The sequence below is a fragment of the Providencia hangzhouensis genome (assembly GCF_029193595.2).
Classification (GTDB): domain Bacteria; phylum Pseudomonadota; class Gammaproteobacteria; order Enterobacterales; family Enterobacteriaceae; genus Providencia; species Providencia hangzhouensis.
Genome location: NZ_CP135052.1, coordinates 2,446,243 through 2,461,337, shown reverse-complemented (window position 1 = coordinate 2,461,337; position 15,095 = coordinate 2,446,243). Strand labels below are relative to the sequence as shown.

The following is a 15,095-nucleotide window of genomic DNA, read 5'->3' as shown; positions in this document are numbered from 1 at the left end:
CGTAGGAGGGGGTCGGAAACTGGTTACAATGGTTACATACATAAAATAGTCTTGTATCTTATTGATAATATATATAAAATATATTAAAGGTAAAAGGTTACAAATGGGTTACTTCGTGGTTACGGGTAACTGTTTTAAGAGGCTTTAAATTAAAAACATAACTGATTATTTTATAAGGAAGTAACATTTTAACCTTTGTATTGTATCCCATTATAACCAGCTTCCGGAACGGGGGAGGTTAAATAAATAGCAATCTAGCTAGCTAGATTACTGATTGACTTGATGGTATTTTTATTTGAAATATTTATTGATAATTAATGTCTTAGGAAACAGTAAAAATGGAAATACCTTCTGAACTATTTAAATATAGAAACTTTGAAAAATATACAATCCTAAGTCTTTTAAATAAAGGACTATGGTTACCTAAACCATCACAACTAAACGATCCATTCGATGTACAGTTTAAGTTGAATGATGCTGATGTGTCTTTTCAGCAATTTAAGGATTCATTTGTGCATTTTCAAAGTTGGTATTTTGATAAATATAAAAAAAGAATAAAATATAATACTTTTGATTTATTATTTGAAAATAATAAGCCGACATATGAATTAAAAAATAAGGTGAGATCATTTCAGAAGTATTGGAATTCTAATTGTGAGAAATACGGTATTTTTTCGTTATCAGAGACCTCCACAAATAGCACTATGTGGTCACATTATGCTGATAACCACTCAGGAATATGTATAGGTTATGATCCCAAAAAACTGTTCTATCAATCGCCTAATAATGCTATCGAATGGTTAAAAAAAGTAACATATGAAGATGAACTAAATATTATTAGGAATGCCTATTTACTTTATGCACAAATTGGAATGGGGATTGATAAAAATGCTTTTAATGATTTCTTTAGAAATATGTTGTCAATAAAATCAAAAGATTGGAGTTATGAACAAGAATGGAGATTCTACTTTCCCAATAGCGGAGGACAAATTTTTAACCTTAATATTGACGCTATCACGAGTATAACTTTTGGACTAAAAACTCCAGAAGAAACAAAGGCTGCTATATCTCATATTCTAAGATACCATCAGAAAAAAACATGTTTTTATCAAGTGAAACGTGCTCAAAATGTAATTGGTATTATAAGAGAACCACTAAAAGATAAAGATGATAAATATTGGTTTTGTTCATATGAATAATTTCCAATATAACTAGTTTATTATTCAATGTACTATATGAATAGTTCGGTTTTCTAGAGGAAAAAGCAATGCTATGATTTCTATAGATTGCTTTTTGACAATATGTTAATATGTTAATATGTTAATATGTTAATATGTTAATATGTTAATATGTTAATATGTTAATATGTTATTGAATTCTGTAATGAAAATTTCTAAATAATGCTTTGTGATCTTGTTTATATTTTTATTTGTTAGTTTTAACTTGAATGTTTCAATTACTTGATGCAACCATTTCTTCTCATCTTCTATATACTGTGTGTTTTTTGAATTATGAAATCTAAATTGAATGGCAGATAGAATATTTAGTCTATTAGGTTGAGTATGTTTAATAAAAACATTACTAAAATTATTGGGGTTTATATTTGAAAGTACTGGTAAATTTAGATGGTTTTTATTGTGATTTGATGTAATTGTATTTTTAAAGCTAAAGGGATCATTTTTTAATTCATTTTTGATTTGTTTTATAATATCCATTGAAATATTATTATCGATTTTTCTAATTTCTGACTTTAGAAATTTGAAGCAACTTTGTATACCATCAAGTTTTTCGCCAATGACACCATGCCCAAAAAATGTAATTGTAGATACTCCTGGTATAGAAGAAAAAGAGATTGTTTTACCAGATCTTAGTATACTACTTATATTTTTTTTGATTTTATTAACTAACTTGTCTTCATTTAAATTTAGCACTTCTTCATTGTTCATAAATAGCAAAAATGCGGAAATATGGAATAGTTCTCCCATATCATCAAACTGACACTCTCTTATTTTTTTCAACTGCTGACTCATTAAATTATATATGTTATTAATTTCAATGTGTTTATAATTCCATAGCTTATACCATACAGGTGGTTCTGATTCTGTACTTAATAAATAGTTTTGGATGGCATTATTTAGTTCATCTCTATCTATAATGTCATTATTTAATATGTTATACCATAATGATGGATTTAATATTAAATCATTTGAATATAAAGAATGATTGATTAATTTTTTTTTCAAATCATTATTGTCTGATGAAAGTACCTCGTATGTTAGTAGGTTATCAATATTTAGATTGTTATTTTTAACTTCTAAATAAATCATCATGTGTGTGTAAATTAAATCAGATAGTAATGAATTTTTTGAGAGAAATTTATTCTCAATTAAATTAAATAAGGTTTGTGATTCATACAAAAATGACCTGACAGTTCTGAAATTGTCTGTTTTTGATGTGCTTAAGCAATAAGCAAGTTTTTCTATATTATCGCTAATTGTTTTTTTTAGTGTTTTGTTTTCTAGTTCGTCGTTAAACACTACTAACGATTCTGATATTTTGCTATGAAACTCTATGGTCTTTCCTATAGATTTCTCTTTGATCTTTAAGTATTCTTCTTTGTTTCTTATTTCACATTCATTACCAATTATTATTACCTTTGCATCAGAATGCTCAGATAGATTATTAATATAACCAAGAAGCATCTCAATTGGTAATGTACACCTTTCTATATCATCGAAAATAAAAACCTTTTCATTTATTTTATTAAATTCCTTAGCATCTAATTCTTTTTTTAGATTTGTTGTTAACTCATTAGTATCTATATCAATACTTGCACTTTTTAAAGCAATTGTAACGGTTTTTTTTACTATGTTTTGTAGATGTTTGATACTGTCATTTTCCATGATAGGGTGTGCAGCATTGTAGAATATACGATTTAGATCTTCGTTTGTTGAGATATTATATAAACTATTATATATGAACTTATTCTTGCTTTTGTTTTCGTGCATATATTTTTTTATAAAAAATGTTTTTCCTGTTCCCCACGCTCCGTTTATAAGTAGAGCATAACCTAAATTGTTATTGCAGAACTGATTCAAATAATAAATTAAGCTATTATCGTTTTTCATAATTATCACTTTAAAATTAAGTTGAGCTGATATAATAACTAATCTAGAAAACTATTCATAGATTAGAATCAGTTTAGTTGCAAATATTGATAATACTTCACAAACCTGCACAATTCTCATCTAAACTTATTTTCTACTCAAGTTCATATCCAGCCTAACTTTCAGCGCTCCGCACACCTGCACAAAATCCCATACCTTTTGTGTGCGGGCGAGGCGGGGGAGCAAGCGCGCGCAAAGGGGTAAAGATGGTCCGCGCTGGCTATGGTTTGATTAGCCTATAAGTGGGGTTATTTGAGAGTCTGTAGCCCGTAGCAGTGAGATTGAGTAAAAAACAAGTATTGTCTATGTGGAAATTATGAAATGGCACTGAGATTGTTTTAATCGCTTTTGTGGGTAATATATTAATCTAATAAGCCTCAAAGATAAGGAATAGTACGTGAGTGAGATTTATCTTATGTACCTAAGGTAAATTTAACATTAAGACTATGCACTGATATTCGTTAATGATAAATGGAATTATTATGTTTGATGGTCTTGGTTATGTTGTTGCGATCGGTGCGGTAGTCTTAATTACTTTATGTATAACCTACTTGATTTCGATTGGAAATGCTTTCAACGATACAATACCAAAGGATAAAACCTCAGAATGTCATTCTGAAAAATTTCTTGCTAAGGATGATGAAGAGAATAGTTTTAAAAGTAAATTTAAAAATAATAGCAAGGTTTATAAATGGAGAAGTCTGATTATTGCTTCTGTTTTCATTCCATTTTTAAATTTTATATACTATTGTGATGTTGAAATTTATTTTGTTAAAGATAAAGGTGAAATTTTTTTTGGTATTTTCACATTTTTCATATTTACATTTTTGAATTTTTTTCTGGTTGTTTTTAGATTCAAAAAATCAAGTGAATTTGTTGGCGCATTCTTAATATCTTTTGTTGCATACAATATTATTTATTTTCCTCAGAAATTAAATGTTGATTTTGAAAATAAAATACATTCATTTATTGCTAATGGAGACACTAACTCTTTAGAAAAAGAATTAGGGAAAAATTGTAGTTTAGTTGAGTATGAACTAGACGATTATATATGGTATGCATTATTTCGGTCTGAAGCCCCCATTGACTCTTTAGAGTTTTTATTTGGCTGCCAATTTCATGAAGATAACTTTGATGTTAATAGAATAGAAGAGGGTAGACACTACCTCCGGTCTTTTTTTGATAAAAAAATATCAAAGAATATGACTATAAATCATAATCTTGAGGCTCTTTTTGCTGAAAAGTATTTCACTTTACTAGATGAAGAATCAAAACAAAAATTAATATGGGAATTAGTATATAAAATTGCAACTGAAAGTAAGAAGGAATACAGTGATATATATATTAGTAGATTAGATAAGTTAATTGATTTAAATCCAAACATTGCTAGTTATGTTAATCTTCGAGACATTGATTATCATAAAATGATAGAGTATAGAGAAGTTAATGCGGCAAATTATTTTTTAACAAGATTGCCGCCTAGTAATGATGATTACAAATTAGCAATGAACATATTAACGAATAACTTACCTTTCGTAATTGAAAAAGTTAAGAATGATAGAGGTATTTTAGAAAATACAATTATTAACGATATTGACTCCTATTTTTATAAAAGTAAAAATAAAAAAATAAATCTAATTTTTTATGCATTTTATGTTGGTAATGCAGAAATGATTAATTATTTGATTGAAAATAAATTGTTTAAAATCGAAGATTATAACTATGAAATGAAAACGGCTGGTAGTTATGAAGCAGGTTGCAACAACTACTTAGTTACAGGTATCGCTGAGAGTTGGACTCTTAATGAAGATGAGAAAAAAGCATTATTACAAAAATTAAAAGGTTTACCAAATATTTGTGATCGAATGATTGAAGTGGAATTAAATAAAATTAATGAGATGTTAGCCAAGTACAAGTCTTAATCGCTGCCTAGATAAGCAAACTGAGTTAATGGACCACTCAGTTTGCTTATCTTTAGTTATTTATAATTCGGCTCTTTACCTTTCGCCTGTGTCAAAAAATCCAGCAATGCATATTGTTTAAAGCGGATCACCTCAACACCTAGCATGTCGTTAATTGATTTCATGCTTTCCATCAACGGTAATAACTCATTGAACCAAAACACCATTGCGGCTTTTTCGATATCGCCAAGGCTACCCGAGCCTTGTGGAATGATCCCCATCAGTTGTGGTGGTATCCGGTGCATGGCCAACAAATCATCGCGTGTGGTGTCCTTGATACCGACAAACTCATCTTTGGCGCTGATTTGGGAGAAAGGTAAAATTTGAATCCCATCCTTGCCCCCATTGGCGGCATACACAAAGATATTTTTAAATGCCTTACCTTTACGGGCTTCGGTGAGTGACTTTTTTAATGACTCGACGGCCTTGTCGTCAGCCAATGCCGCGGAAAGATACACCATGACACCAGCGTGACTTCCATTCTCATAATAGTTTGTCCGAAACAGGGTAGCCGAATGATTCAAATTTGCTGAGATGAGTCCCGCTAGGTAGTCAGGAACGCCATATATCTCTTGGTGAATACATGGGTTTTTCAAGTGAATCACGCTATTTTTGCGAAATTCGTAGGCATCTTGGTAATTCTTCACTTGCCAGTATTGCCCCTCATTCACACCGGCGCGGGTATACTTAGCCAATGAGGGTTTAAGCGTTAACATATCGCCGAGCCGGTTAATGCGCTTTTCAAGGTAACCATTACCAAAAACCACAAAATCCTGCGCTAAGGTGGTGAAATCAGGGCGTGATAAATACGGCGTTGGTTCAAAACAACTTGTGATCACATTGCGTTTAAACACTAACGGTGATTGATGGTAGGCCGCTGACGAGGTAAACGAGCGTGCAATGCCAGTGAAGTCAATAGGGGTTTCATACCAACGGCCATTGTGGTTGCACTCCATGCAGTCCAGCAAATCACCAATGCCAGAGACAATTGATGGCGGGTCAAAAGTAAATGAACAAAATTCAGGGCTTTGTGTTTGTTCTTCGGTTGCTGCTAATTCTGTTGCTTGTTCCATGGTTAAAACTCCATAACTTGTGCGCCAGCGCCGCCAGTTTCACTGGATATCGCTTCGTTAGAGAAAATGTTCATTGCCGCCCACGCTAAATCGCCATGGTCTAAGCCGCGAACACGGCTTGATTCATAGGTGATAATCCCGCTTTGGGTTTGTACTTTCTTGATAGTCATAAATGAGGTAATTAGAGGCTTATGTAACCCTGCATCGTATTCAAAACGGCCGCTACGGATCAGCATTTGCATTTTCATGATCATCATGCGTTTGATAGGAGCCGAATAGTTGAGTAAATTGGCAGCAGGGAAGAATTTAACGACCAGCTCGTGCACGGCGGCACCAGTACCCCCAGTGCCATCAATAGTGATGGATTGCACGTTATAACGCTGAGTAATGCGTTTGATTTCTTCGGCTTGCTTTTCAAATGCCATCCCGCGTAACTGGATAGTTTCAATAATGCGGAATTTCCCGCCACTGACTGCAGGTGGGGAGGCAACCACTAACCCCAACCCATCGCCATTATCACCGGTACCAGTTGGGTCAGCACCCACCCAAACAGGGCGATTACCCAGCGGGCGCGGTGCGTAAGGTTTCCAGTCTGGCCAAACATCACTGTTATAGCCATCCACGCCACAATTGATTAAGGTATCATAACTGAATGCCCGTTCACCCGTTTTAACGAACTCACACTCATATAAATTACGAAAGTCGTCGGGCGGGTTTTCGTCTTTGATTTCTTCCAAATTAACGCGGTTCAGTCCGCGTGCGATGGCATCATGAATATTCACGATTTGCCGCCACATACTATCCGCGCAGTAATGGCCAAGCTTTAATACCTTATGGGATAGCTCAATGATTTTGCGCTCTTTCTCGGGCTTACCTTTGTTATAAAAATCCCCCGTCCAAAACTCATAGGCTTCGTGATCTTCACTGGATGGAGTGGAAAAGTAGGTACGGCGTAATCCCGTTTGTGTGGCCATGGCTGAGGCGACTTTACGTAATTCTAAGAAACGCGATACCCAGAATACCTCATCAAAATAGAGGTCACCGGTATATGACTGCGCTGTCGCTGCTGCGGTACCCAAGAAAAACAGGATCGCCCCGTTAGACAACATAATTTCATCGCCGCCTTTGAGCTCAACACCCACTTGGCGCGCCAATAATTGAATAAAGCGTTTGAACTGAAAGGCCTGTGCACGGCTAGCAGATAGAAATATTTGGTTATTACCGGTTTCCAATGCAGTTAATAAAGCTTCGCGGGCAAAATACCACGTAGCCCCAATTTGCCGTGATTTAAGAATAAAGCGGTTTCGCTGCGTGCGTTCATCCCACCATTGGCGCTGATACTCAAATAAGCTACCTAGCACTAGGTTTTTAAGCTGTTCGATTTGTTCAGGGGTAAAGTGATTCTTTTGTGCCTTAACTTTACTTGTTCCCGCCGTTTGTTTCTTCATTTCCAAACGCTCAAAGCGGTCTAATTGGCGGTTAAAGAAATCCACCGTTTTAAAGTCATGGGCGGTCATCGTGTCTTTCGCCATGATACGCAGCACTTTTACATGTATTTGGTCGGTGACACGGTGAATAGGGGATGCATCATCCCATTTATCACGTCGTCGCCATGAATAAATGGTGTGAATGCTTAAGCCCAGCCGCTTTGCAATCTGCGAAACGCTGTAAGCCTGCCAATAAAGTTCTTTGGCTTCTTGTCGTGGGTCAATGTCTGTTTTCATCATGCTGTCACTTTGTCACGCCCGCGCGTAACCCTCTATGAATATGGGTTCTCATAGCGCTATGAGAACCGTAACCCTTTGAGTAAAAAGAAGATGATTGAGATAGTGGCGTTATCGAAATGACAGTTACGTCAGAAACGGAGATTGATTTATGTCGCAAGGTAAAAATACGCGCCAGATAAAGCTGATTGCTTGTGCAGAGGGGATGACACTAAACGGTTTTCCCGTTGAGCGTGAACATATCGAGCAGATGGCGAAAGATTACGACCCAAAATTTTACTGTGGTCGTGTGAATTTGGATCACATTAAAAGTTTGTTTCCAGATAGCCAATTTCGCAGCTATAGCATGATTTCAGCGGTGAATACCGTTGAATTAACTGAGGGTGAACTTAAAGGCAAATTAGGGCTTGAAGTCACCATTGATATTGATGATTTAAAAGATGAATACATTGTTAATCTGAATAAGTCAGGCCAAAAGATTTTTTCCAGTATCGAATATTACCCCTCATTCCCACAAACCAAACGCGCGTATTTAACGGGGGTAGCGTTGACTGATTACCCAGCGGCTATTGGTTCTCGACCTATTGAACTAAGTGCGGTTTCTCGCGGCTTACCAGATAGCGGCAATTACTTTACCGCTTCATTAGAAACGCAGTGCCATTTGTTAAGTGAGCAACACACCGAACACCAAGAGGAAAAGGAAGCCGGTAAGAAGTTTTTATCGACGGTAAAACAGTGGCTAGGGCTTGAACGTAATCACAACTCAGAAGAAACCACCAACCTAAAAACAGCCATTGAGTTGACTGCACAGCAATGCGGCACCTTGTTAACCGAAAATGAAGCGCAAAAACGAGCGTTATCACAGCTAACCAATGATTTTAACGCCTTAAAGCAGCAACTTGCAGTGACTGATGGTTCAGGGGAGTCACGCCCTCAAGTCACCGGTGGTTCGACTAAGTTGGCTGAGTATTAAGCCGCGTTTTACTTTCTTCAATTTTAATCAATAAAAGGTTTTTACTATGGGTATCAGTAATGAATCACTGGCGAATTATCTCTCATGGCTTGACCAGCAAGCCCGCTTAAATGGAGTACGCCGTGAGGGTTCGTCATTAAATTTTAGCGTTGACCCTGCGGTGCAGCAGCGCTTAGAAAAAGCAAAAATGGAAAACAGCCCATTTTTAAAACAAATCAACTCATTTGGAGTGACGGACCAGGAGGGGCAAAAGGTTTTTGGTTCGGTCAATGGCCCTATTGCCGGTACGAATGACTCAACGACCGAGCGCCGTCAGCCTGAGCAAGTCAATGAGGAAAACAGCGACGATTACCGTTGTGATAAAACCAACTGGGATACGTTTATCCCGTATTCATGGTTAGACGCATGGGCGGGGCACCCTGAATTTCAACCTATGATCAGCCAACTGATTGCACAACAAGAAGCCAATGACCGCTTAATGATTGGGTTCAATGGTGTGAAACGGGTGAAAAAGTCTAATAAAGCCGAAAATCCATTGTTACAAGACGTCAATATAGGTTGGCTGCAAAAAATCCGTAATGCGGCGCCACAACGCGTGATGAAAGATGTCACGTTAACCAGCCGTGATGAAAGCGGGAAAATCATTGCCAAAGGGATGTATGCCAACGTAGATGCGATGGTATTCGATGCGGTGAATTCATTGTTAGACCCGTGGCATCGCCGTGCGCAGGGCTTAGTGGTGATCACCGGTTATCAACTCTATACCGATAAAAACTTCAAAATCATGAACCAGCACAGTGAACAAAACCCAAACATGGAAATGCTCGCGGGTAATGAGCTGTTGAAATTGAGTTCAATGGGTAACTTACCGACCTTACAAGTGCCATTTTTCCCCGATGGCGCAACCTTGATAACGACCTTTAAGAACCTGTCAGTGTACTGGCAGAAAGGCAAGTACCGCCGTGTGATCAAAGATGAGCCGGAATATAACCGTGTAGCGACTTACTCGTCGGGTAATGAGGGCTATATGATTGAAGATTACGGTCTATCTTGCCTGATTGAAGGCATCAACTACGCCGAAAGCAAAGAAATTTAAGCCAACATTGGGGAACGCAAATGGAACATTTAACACCGGCACAGAAGCACTGGCAAAAAGTAATGGCATCGCGTCGCGGTGGGGTACCTGCCGAAATGTCACGGGCCGATATGACCGCCTATGAAAATATTTTGCACCGTTTACGGGCTGACCAAGCGCAACTAAGCAATATCCAAGGCAATGACCGCAAAGCGGCTTATAAGCGTAAGGTTTTACCTAATTATCGCGGTTGGATTGAGGGCGTGTTGGAAAGCCAGAGCGGTGTGGCTGATGAGGTCTTTACTCGTACTTTGGTGTGGCATATCGACGCGGGTTTATACACAGAAGCTTTAAACATGGCCGAATATGCCATCCAATTTAATTTACCATTGCCCGATAACTATAACCGCACCTTAGCCACTGTTTTAGTTGATGAAATCTGCGACTGGTCATTAGCAGTGAAAGCAAGTGGCAAAGACGATGAAGTGACAGCGTCACTTGATGATTTGCTGAGTTTAGAGCGTATTACAGCGCAATCAGATATGCCTGATGGGGCGCGTGCCAAGTTGTACAAAGTCATTGGTTTAACACTCAAAAATGATGATAAGCAACAAGCCTTAGCCCTTGAATACCTACAAAAAGCCATTCTTATCGACAAAGATATTGGCGTGAAAAAAGAGATTGAACAGCTATTACGGGCAGTGCGTAAGCAAGAAGACGAAACGCCTAAAAAATAGCAATAACCGAGTTGCACCCGCGTGCCACGGAGGCACAGCAATAATAAAGGGCTAACCCTCTGTACTGTCGCTGTCCACCTCCGTTTTTTCAAAGGGGTAATCATGAGCTTAGTGGCATCAAAACAAATTCATAGCGTGCAAGACGAAAGCATCAGTGATGGTGATGAAAAAATCACATCGGGTGACTTTTGGCCTGACATTGGTTTAGACCTGTTACGCCAATCCATGCGCTTGACAGGTAATGTCACCACAAGCCGCTTAAAGCATATGGCCACTGAAGCGGTGTTGTATGTTAATCAGCTATTGGATGAATGGCGGCAGGAACAAAAAGCCAAAGGGTTTAATCAGTTATCTGCGGTGCCATCACCACAAATTAACGACACCACGGCTGTTGTTTTTCGTTATCACCATGCGGTGTATAGCTTTACTAAGGCCTTATTGATTGAAAACTACCGCGATATTGACACCACACGCGAGGGTGAAAAACACGCTCAAGCCTTGAGCACGCAAATTGATGATCTGAGGCGTGATGGCCAAAACGCCGTGCGGGATATTCTCGGTAAGTTACGCATGTTTGCGGAGCTCGTCTAATGAAAGTGCAGGCGCTGCAAGGTGACACCGTTGATTTATTGTGTTGGCGGCATTACGGGCGCACTCAGGGCATCGTTGAGCAAGTACTACAAGCCAATCCGAATTTGGTTGAGGGCGGCATACAGCTAGCTGCGGGACAATGGGTGGAATTACCCGAACTCGCACCGGTGGCAAAACAAGACATGATCCAACTTTGGGATTAACAAAACAGGATTAATAGCATGAATGATTGGTGGAGCCGCCTAACTTACGCACTTTCTGGATTTGGCGGTTTGTTCAGTGGGTCGGGCATTTTAGGATTTTTTGGTGATTTTTCCGTGTATGAGTGGGGGTTTTTAATCGGGTTAATTGCCAGTGTTTCATTGGGCGTAATGACCTACCGGTTAAACCGCCGTGAGCAAATGAAACGCACACGCATATTAGAACGTTATTTCTCTCGTCACCCCATCAGTGAGCGCGATATTGAAAATATTGTGAAAGTCACCGAGCAATCACCAAAGGATTTATGAAATGAATACCAAATCACGATTAAGTCAGGCTGTTATTGCGTTGATTATTTCAGGTGCCAGTGGCGGCGCGATCCTTTCTGGTTTTTTGAATGAAAAAGAGGGGAGTTCGCTTAAGGCATATCGTGACGGGGGCGGCGTGGCCACTATTTGTCGTGGTGTAACACGTATTGACGGAAAACCGGTAAAAATGGGTACCCAATTATCCCCAGCGGAATGTGACTGGCTAAACCAGATTGAAGCTGACAAAGCGATTGCATGGGTTAAACGCCATGTTCACGTACCACTGACCGAGCCGCAAATCGCCGGTATTGCTTCATTTTGCCCTTACAACATCGGGCCATCTAAATGTTTCTCATCCACGTTCTACCGCAAGTTAAATGCGGGAGATATCAAGGGCGCCTGTGCGGAGCTTCCTAAATGGACGCGGGATGGCGGTAAAGATTGTCGCCAAACTAAAGGCCAGCCAAACGGCTGTTATGGCCAAGTGATCCGCCGTGACCAAGAGGCCGAATTACTGTGCGGCGAATGGGGGCGGTAATGGTGAATTATTGTCAGGTTTTTGGGGGATATTTAGCGGTTGCCTTTATTGCTGCATTAGTTAGCGGCGGTGCGGTGTTTGGCATTGCACGTTTGGACTTCAAAGCCAAGTTAAGTGTGAGTGAACTGGGGCACCAAATGGCACTCAGTGCGATAAGCGCCCAAGCCTTTATTGATGCAAATGAAAAACTCGCCCAGTTAAAAAAAGCACAAGAGACCTTGCACCAGCTTGATGTGACTTATAACCAGAGGTTGTTAGATGAACAAAATGAATCTCAACGTTTGCGTGATGATTTGCTCACTGAGCGTCGTCGCGTGCAGTTCGCCAGCGCCGACCTTGCAACCTGTGAGCTCACCATCAATCACACTGCCCGCGCCGGCAGCGTGGGCGATGCAGCCACCGTCGGACTCACTCGAAAAGGTGGACTTATTGTTCACGATATCCGAACCGGAATTAAACAAGACAGAGCCAAAATAAGTTATTTACAGGGCTATATCCGTGAGGTGGTAGACCAGTGCAAGAGGGTGAGATGAAAACATTAATTAATATCTTGATATTCATTGTTTTTATTTTGTTTTTAAGCCTGATTTTGTTGGGCGGCGTGGTGTTATTGCAAGAACCCAAATGCGCCACGGCACCACTACAAGAACGCATTGAAATGCGTTGCCAAAAAGCACTCTATGACACTCGGGGGAGATAATGTTAAAGCCAAATCTATTACGCCAAACTATTGTTGAGCAGATACCCCAGTTTAAACAAAACCCTGATTTATTAGAGGTCTATATTACTGAGGGTGGTATACAGGCCACCGGTACACAATCCGCATCTTACTTGAATGAGTACCAAATTCAGGTGTTGGCCATGGATTACGCCGGCGAATTGAGCGCATTGTCATTGGCCATTCTGACTTTTGCCAGAAAACATCAACCAGATTTGTTATTTAACCCTGATAAACGGGCGAATGGCATTCGCTATAAGGCCGACATTCTCGACAATGAAAAAATCGACGTGCTGTATACCATCAAGGCCACCGAGCGCGTGATTGTTAAAAAAGTGAATGGAAAAATTGTGCAAGAGCATATTTCCGAGCCTGAAATTGCCTTACCTGCATGGGATATCGTGATCGATGAGGGGGTGATGGTTCATGAGTGATAACAGCCTGTTTATGCAACTTGAAAATGAGCTTAACGGCTTGTTATCGACAACCTCAGCGGCTTACCGGCGAAAACTGACGGGAAAATTAGCGCGGGCAATTCGTGCTGACCAACAAAAGCGCATTCGTAGCCAACAAAATGCGGACGGCTCGGCCTATGAACCCCGTAAACGCAAAGTGTTACGCGCACAGCAGCAAATTAGATTTATTCACCGTGGTGATGTTCGCACCCTGCGAAATTGGCAAGGGTCAAAAGGTCGTCGCGGTAAAACCATTACCGGTTTTGATGAAGATAGAGGCGCGGTAAGAACCTTTTATCGCCAAGATATTACCCGTTTTTTAGATATTAATTTTTCCTCGGTCAAGCGCAGTACCAAACGTAACGCACCGATGTTCAGGCGGCTTAGGGCTGCGCGTTTTCTTCATACCCGCAATACACAAGATAGCGCGATAGTGGGTTTTCAAGGCAAAGCTGCGGCAATTGCGCGGGAACATCAATACGGGCTTGAGGGGGCAGTGAATGAACTGGCACGGGCACGTTACCCCAAACGGGAGTTATTGGGGCTATCAGAGCATGAACGCTTAGGTTTATTGGAAATGATTTATCTCGACTTGGTGGGGCAGTTATGAATTTACAAGAGCTATACCGTTTACTCAGTAACCTTTTTCGACAAGGCGTGGTCACTGAGGTGGATTTAGACAATAACTGTTGCCGTGTTCAAGTGGGGGAATTAGTTACAGATTGGATTAGGTGGTTAGTGCATCGCGCCGGTGAATCTCGGAGTTACTGGGCGCCGACGGTAGGGGAGCAAGTGTTGATTGGGGCGATAGGCGGTGAGCTAACAACCGGTTTTGTTTTGGGGTCGCTGTATAGCAATGCGAACCCAGCGCCGACACATTCAGCCAATGCATTACACCACACTTTTTCCGATGGTGCGGTGATTGAGTATGAGCCAGAAAACGGAACATTAAAGGCCGTTGGTATTAAAAAAGCGGTGATTGAGGCTAGCGATGAAATTAGTGCAACAACCAAAAAAGTGATTTGCAAAGCCTCTGTCGAAATCAAGCTCGATACACCGAACGTGATTTGTACCAATAACCTCACCACCGCCACGTTGAATGTGGAAAAGGGCGGTGAAATGACCGGCAATTTTAACCATAACGGCGGGGCGATAACGTCTAATGGTGTGGTTATACATACTCACCAACATAGCGGTGTGCGTTCGGGTGGGGATACATCAGGGGAACCGGTATGAAATATTGCGGCATGAATGCGAAAACAGGGCAAAGCCTTACTGATAATGAGCATATTCGCCAAAGTATCGCTGATATTTTGCGAACGCCCATTGGTTCGCGGGTGATGCGCCGGCAATACGGCTCACTGTTGTATGACTTGATTGACCAGCCACAAAACCCTGCACTGAGACTCAAAATTATGAGTGCGTGTTATATGGCGTTAATGCAGTGGGAGCCCCGCGTTAGGCTGCAAACTATTGATTATATTCGTTCTGATGTTGGCGAAATGGGCGTGAGTTTATCCGGTGTGATCATGCAAACGGGTGAACCGATTTCGATTTCTATTCCTGTGAGGTAA

General features: G+C 39.9%; 18 protein-coding genes. 15 read left to right on the top strand and 3 right to left on the bottom strand.

The annotated features are described in order from the left end of the window. The first annotated feature begins 338 nt into the window (after positions 1 to 338). Complete coding sequence (locus PZ638_RS11095) at positions 339 to 1,199, top strand: DUF2971 domain-containing protein (protein WP_275612209.1); 861 nt, start codon at positions 339 to 341, stop codon at positions 1,197 to 1,199. 153 nt (positions 1,200 to 1,352) lie between these two features. Here the strand turns inward: PZ638_RS11095 and PZ638_RS11090 are convergent, their stop codons facing one another. Beyond that, on the bottom strand, positions 1,353 to 3,128 hold the full coding sequence (locus PZ638_RS11090) for a P-loop NTPase fold protein (RefSeq protein WP_275612208.1): 1,776 nt from the start codon (positions 3,126 to 3,128) through the stop codon (positions 1,353 to 1,355). 521 nt (positions 3,129 to 3,649) lie between these two features. Between PZ638_RS11090 and PZ638_RS11085 the strand changes: the two genes are divergently transcribed. Further along, positions 3,650 to 5,089, top strand: a complete 1,440-nt coding sequence (locus PZ638_RS11085) for a hypothetical protein (RefSeq protein ID WP_275612207.1) — start codon at positions 3,650 to 3,652, stop codon at positions 5,087 to 5,089. Between the two features lie 56 nt (positions 5,090 to 5,145). Here PZ638_RS11085 and PZ638_RS11080 read toward each other — a convergent pair whose 3' ends face one another. Both PZ638_RS11080 and PZ638_RS11075 read right to left on the bottom strand, forming a co-directional pair. After that, complete coding sequence (locus PZ638_RS11080) at positions 5,146 to 6,201, bottom strand: phage portal protein (protein WP_272660629.1); 1,056 nt, start codon at positions 6,199 to 6,201, stop codon at positions 5,146 to 5,148. Positions 6,202 to 6,203: 2 nt separating this feature from the next. Further along, entirely contained in the window at positions 6,204 to 7,928 is a 1,725-nt protein-coding gene (locus tag PZ638_RS11075) for a terminase large subunit domain-containing protein (RefSeq protein ID WP_275612206.1), read from the bottom strand. Between the two features lie 148 nt (positions 7,929 to 8,076). On the opposite strand from PZ638_RS11075, the gene PZ638_RS11070 reads away from it, so the two are divergent. The 13 genes from PZ638_RS11070 (at position 8,077) to PZ638_RS11010 (ending at position 15,095) form a co-directional block, all read left to right on the top strand. Further along, entirely contained in the window at positions 8,077 to 8,898 is an 822-nt protein-coding gene (locus PZ638_RS11070; RefSeq protein ID WP_151207471.1) for a GPO family capsid scaffolding protein, read from the top strand. 46 nt (positions 8,899 to 8,944) lie between these two features. Continuing rightward, positions 8,945 to 9,994 carry a phage major capsid protein, P2 family gene (locus tag PZ638_RS11065; protein WP_275612205.1) on the top strand — a complete coding sequence of 350 codons (1,050 nt, stop codon included), beginning with the start codon at positions 8,945 to 8,947 and terminating at the stop codon, positions 9,992 to 9,994. Between the two features lie 20 nt (positions 9,995 to 10,014). Then, the gene (gene gpM / locus PZ638_RS11060; RefSeq protein WP_228367002.1) at positions 10,015 to 10,710 is read left to right on the top strand and encodes a phage terminase small subunit; all 696 of its coding nucleotides are present in this window, start codon (positions 10,015 to 10,017) and stop codon (positions 10,708 to 10,710) included. 102 nt (positions 10,711 to 10,812) lie between these two features. Beyond that, the gene (locus tag PZ638_RS11055) at positions 10,813 to 11,301 is read left to right on the top strand and encodes a head completion/stabilization protein (protein WP_275612204.1); all 489 of its coding nucleotides are present in this window, start codon (positions 10,813 to 10,815) and stop codon (positions 11,299 to 11,301) included. Continuing rightward, the gene (locus PZ638_RS11050) at positions 11,301 to 11,504 is read left to right on the top strand and encodes a tail protein X (RefSeq protein WP_004919643.1); all 204 of its coding nucleotides are present in this window, start codon (positions 11,301 to 11,303) and stop codon (positions 11,502 to 11,504) included. Before PZ638_RS11055 ends, PZ638_RS11050 begins: the two co-directional genes overlap by 1 nt. A gap of 18 nt (positions 11,505 to 11,522) precedes the next feature. Next, positions 11,523 to 11,810 (top strand): potassium channel protein, encoded by a 288-nt coding sequence (locus tag PZ638_RS11045; RefSeq protein ID WP_153673430.1) that lies wholly within the window; start codon positions 11,523 to 11,525, stop codon positions 11,808 to 11,810. Between the two features lies 1 nt (position 11,811). Next, complete coding sequence (locus tag PZ638_RS11040) at positions 11,812 to 12,348, top strand: lysozyme (protein ID WP_275612203.1); 537 nt, start codon at positions 11,812 to 11,814, stop codon at positions 12,346 to 12,348. Next, the gene (locus tag PZ638_RS11035; RefSeq protein WP_275612202.1) at positions 12,348 to 12,881 is read left to right on the top strand and encodes a lysis system i-spanin subunit Rz; all 534 of its coding nucleotides are present in this window, start codon (positions 12,348 to 12,350) and stop codon (positions 12,879 to 12,881) included. The genes PZ638_RS11040 and PZ638_RS11035 overlap by 1 nt, the downstream gene beginning before the upstream one ends. Next, the gene (locus PZ638_RS11030; protein ID WP_141173614.1) at positions 12,878 to 13,048 is read left to right on the top strand and encodes a preprotein translocase subunit SecG; all 171 of its coding nucleotides are present in this window, start codon (positions 12,878 to 12,880) and stop codon (positions 13,046 to 13,048) included. The genes PZ638_RS11035 and PZ638_RS11030 overlap by 4 nt, the downstream gene beginning before the upstream one ends. Then, the gene (locus PZ638_RS11025; protein WP_004254663.1) at positions 13,048 to 13,500 is read left to right on the top strand and encodes a phage tail protein; all 453 of its coding nucleotides are present in this window, start codon (positions 13,048 to 13,050) and stop codon (positions 13,498 to 13,500) included. The genes PZ638_RS11030 and PZ638_RS11025 overlap by 1 nt, the downstream gene beginning before the upstream one ends. Next, a complete protein-coding gene (locus PZ638_RS11020; RefSeq protein ID WP_275612201.1) occupies positions 13,493 to 14,131 on the top strand; it encodes a phage virion morphogenesis protein in 639 nt (212 codons plus the stop codon). The genes PZ638_RS11025 and PZ638_RS11020 overlap by 8 nt, the downstream gene beginning before the upstream one ends. Continuing rightward, on the top strand, positions 14,128 to 14,757 hold the full coding sequence (locus tag PZ638_RS11015; protein WP_275612200.1) for a phage baseplate assembly protein V: 630 nt from the start codon (positions 14,128 to 14,130) through the stop codon (positions 14,755 to 14,757). The genes PZ638_RS11020 and PZ638_RS11015 overlap by 4 nt, the downstream gene beginning before the upstream one ends. Next, positions 14,754 to 15,095 (top strand): GPW/gp25 family protein, encoded by a 342-nt coding sequence (locus PZ638_RS11010; protein WP_141173610.1) that lies wholly within the window; start codon positions 14,754 to 14,756, stop codon positions 15,093 to 15,095. The genes PZ638_RS11015 and PZ638_RS11010 overlap by 4 nt, the downstream gene beginning before the upstream one ends.

Bases quoted from the DNA above. Each gene is read 5' to 3' on its own strand.
- PZ638_RS11095 (WP_275612209.1), top strand. From the start codon at position 339: ATGGAAATACCTTCTGAACTATTTAAATATAGAAACTTTGAAAAATAT.
- PZ638_RS11090 (WP_275612208.1), bottom strand. From the start codon at position 3,128: ATGAAAAACGATAATAGCTTAATTTATTATTTGAATCAGTTCTGCAAT.
- PZ638_RS11085 (WP_275612207.1), top strand. From the start codon at position 3,650: ATGTTTGATGGTCTTGGTTATGTTGTTGCGATCGGTGCGGTAGTCTTA.
- PZ638_RS11080 (WP_272660629.1), bottom strand. From the start codon at position 6,201: ATGGAACAAGCAACAGAATTAGCAGCAACCGAAGAACAAACACAAAGC.
- PZ638_RS11075 (WP_275612206.1), bottom strand. From the start codon at position 7,928: ATGATGAAAACAGACATTGACCCACGACAAGAAGCCAAAGAACTTTAT.
- PZ638_RS11070 (WP_151207471.1), top strand. From the start codon at position 8,077: ATGTCGCAAGGTAAAAATACGCGCCAGATAAAGCTGATTGCTTGTGCA.
- PZ638_RS11065 (WP_275612205.1), top strand. From the start codon at position 8,945: ATGGGTATCAGTAATGAATCACTGGCGAATTATCTCTCATGGCTTGAC.
- gpM (WP_228367002.1), top strand. From the start codon at position 10,015: ATGGAACATTTAACACCGGCACAGAAGCACTGGCAAAAAGTAATGGCA.
- PZ638_RS11055 (WP_275612204.1), top strand. From the start codon at position 10,813: ATGAGCTTAGTGGCATCAAAACAAATTCATAGCGTGCAAGACGAAAGC.
- PZ638_RS11050 (WP_004919643.1), top strand. From the start codon at position 11,301: ATGAAAGTGCAGGCGCTGCAAGGTGACACCGTTGATTTATTGTGTTGG.
- PZ638_RS11045 (WP_153673430.1), top strand. From the start codon at position 11,523: ATGAATGATTGGTGGAGCCGCCTAACTTACGCACTTTCTGGATTTGGC.
- PZ638_RS11040 (WP_275612203.1), top strand. From the start codon at position 11,812: ATGAATACCAAATCACGATTAAGTCAGGCTGTTATTGCGTTGATTATT.
- PZ638_RS11035 (WP_275612202.1), top strand. From the start codon at position 12,348: ATGGTGAATTATTGTCAGGTTTTTGGGGGATATTTAGCGGTTGCCTTT.
- PZ638_RS11030 (WP_141173614.1), top strand. From the start codon at position 12,878: ATGAAAACATTAATTAATATCTTGATATTCATTGTTTTTATTTTGTTT.
- PZ638_RS11025 (WP_004254663.1), top strand. From the start codon at position 13,048: ATGTTAAAGCCAAATCTATTACGCCAAACTATTGTTGAGCAGATACCC.
- PZ638_RS11020 (WP_275612201.1), top strand. From the start codon at position 13,493: ATGAGTGATAACAGCCTGTTTATGCAACTTGAAAATGAGCTTAACGGC.
- PZ638_RS11015 (WP_275612200.1), top strand. From the start codon at position 14,128: ATGAATTTACAAGAGCTATACCGTTTACTCAGTAACCTTTTTCGACAA.
- PZ638_RS11010 (WP_141173610.1), top strand. From the start codon at position 14,754: ATGAAATATTGCGGCATGAATGCGAAAACAGGGCAAAGCCTTACTGAT.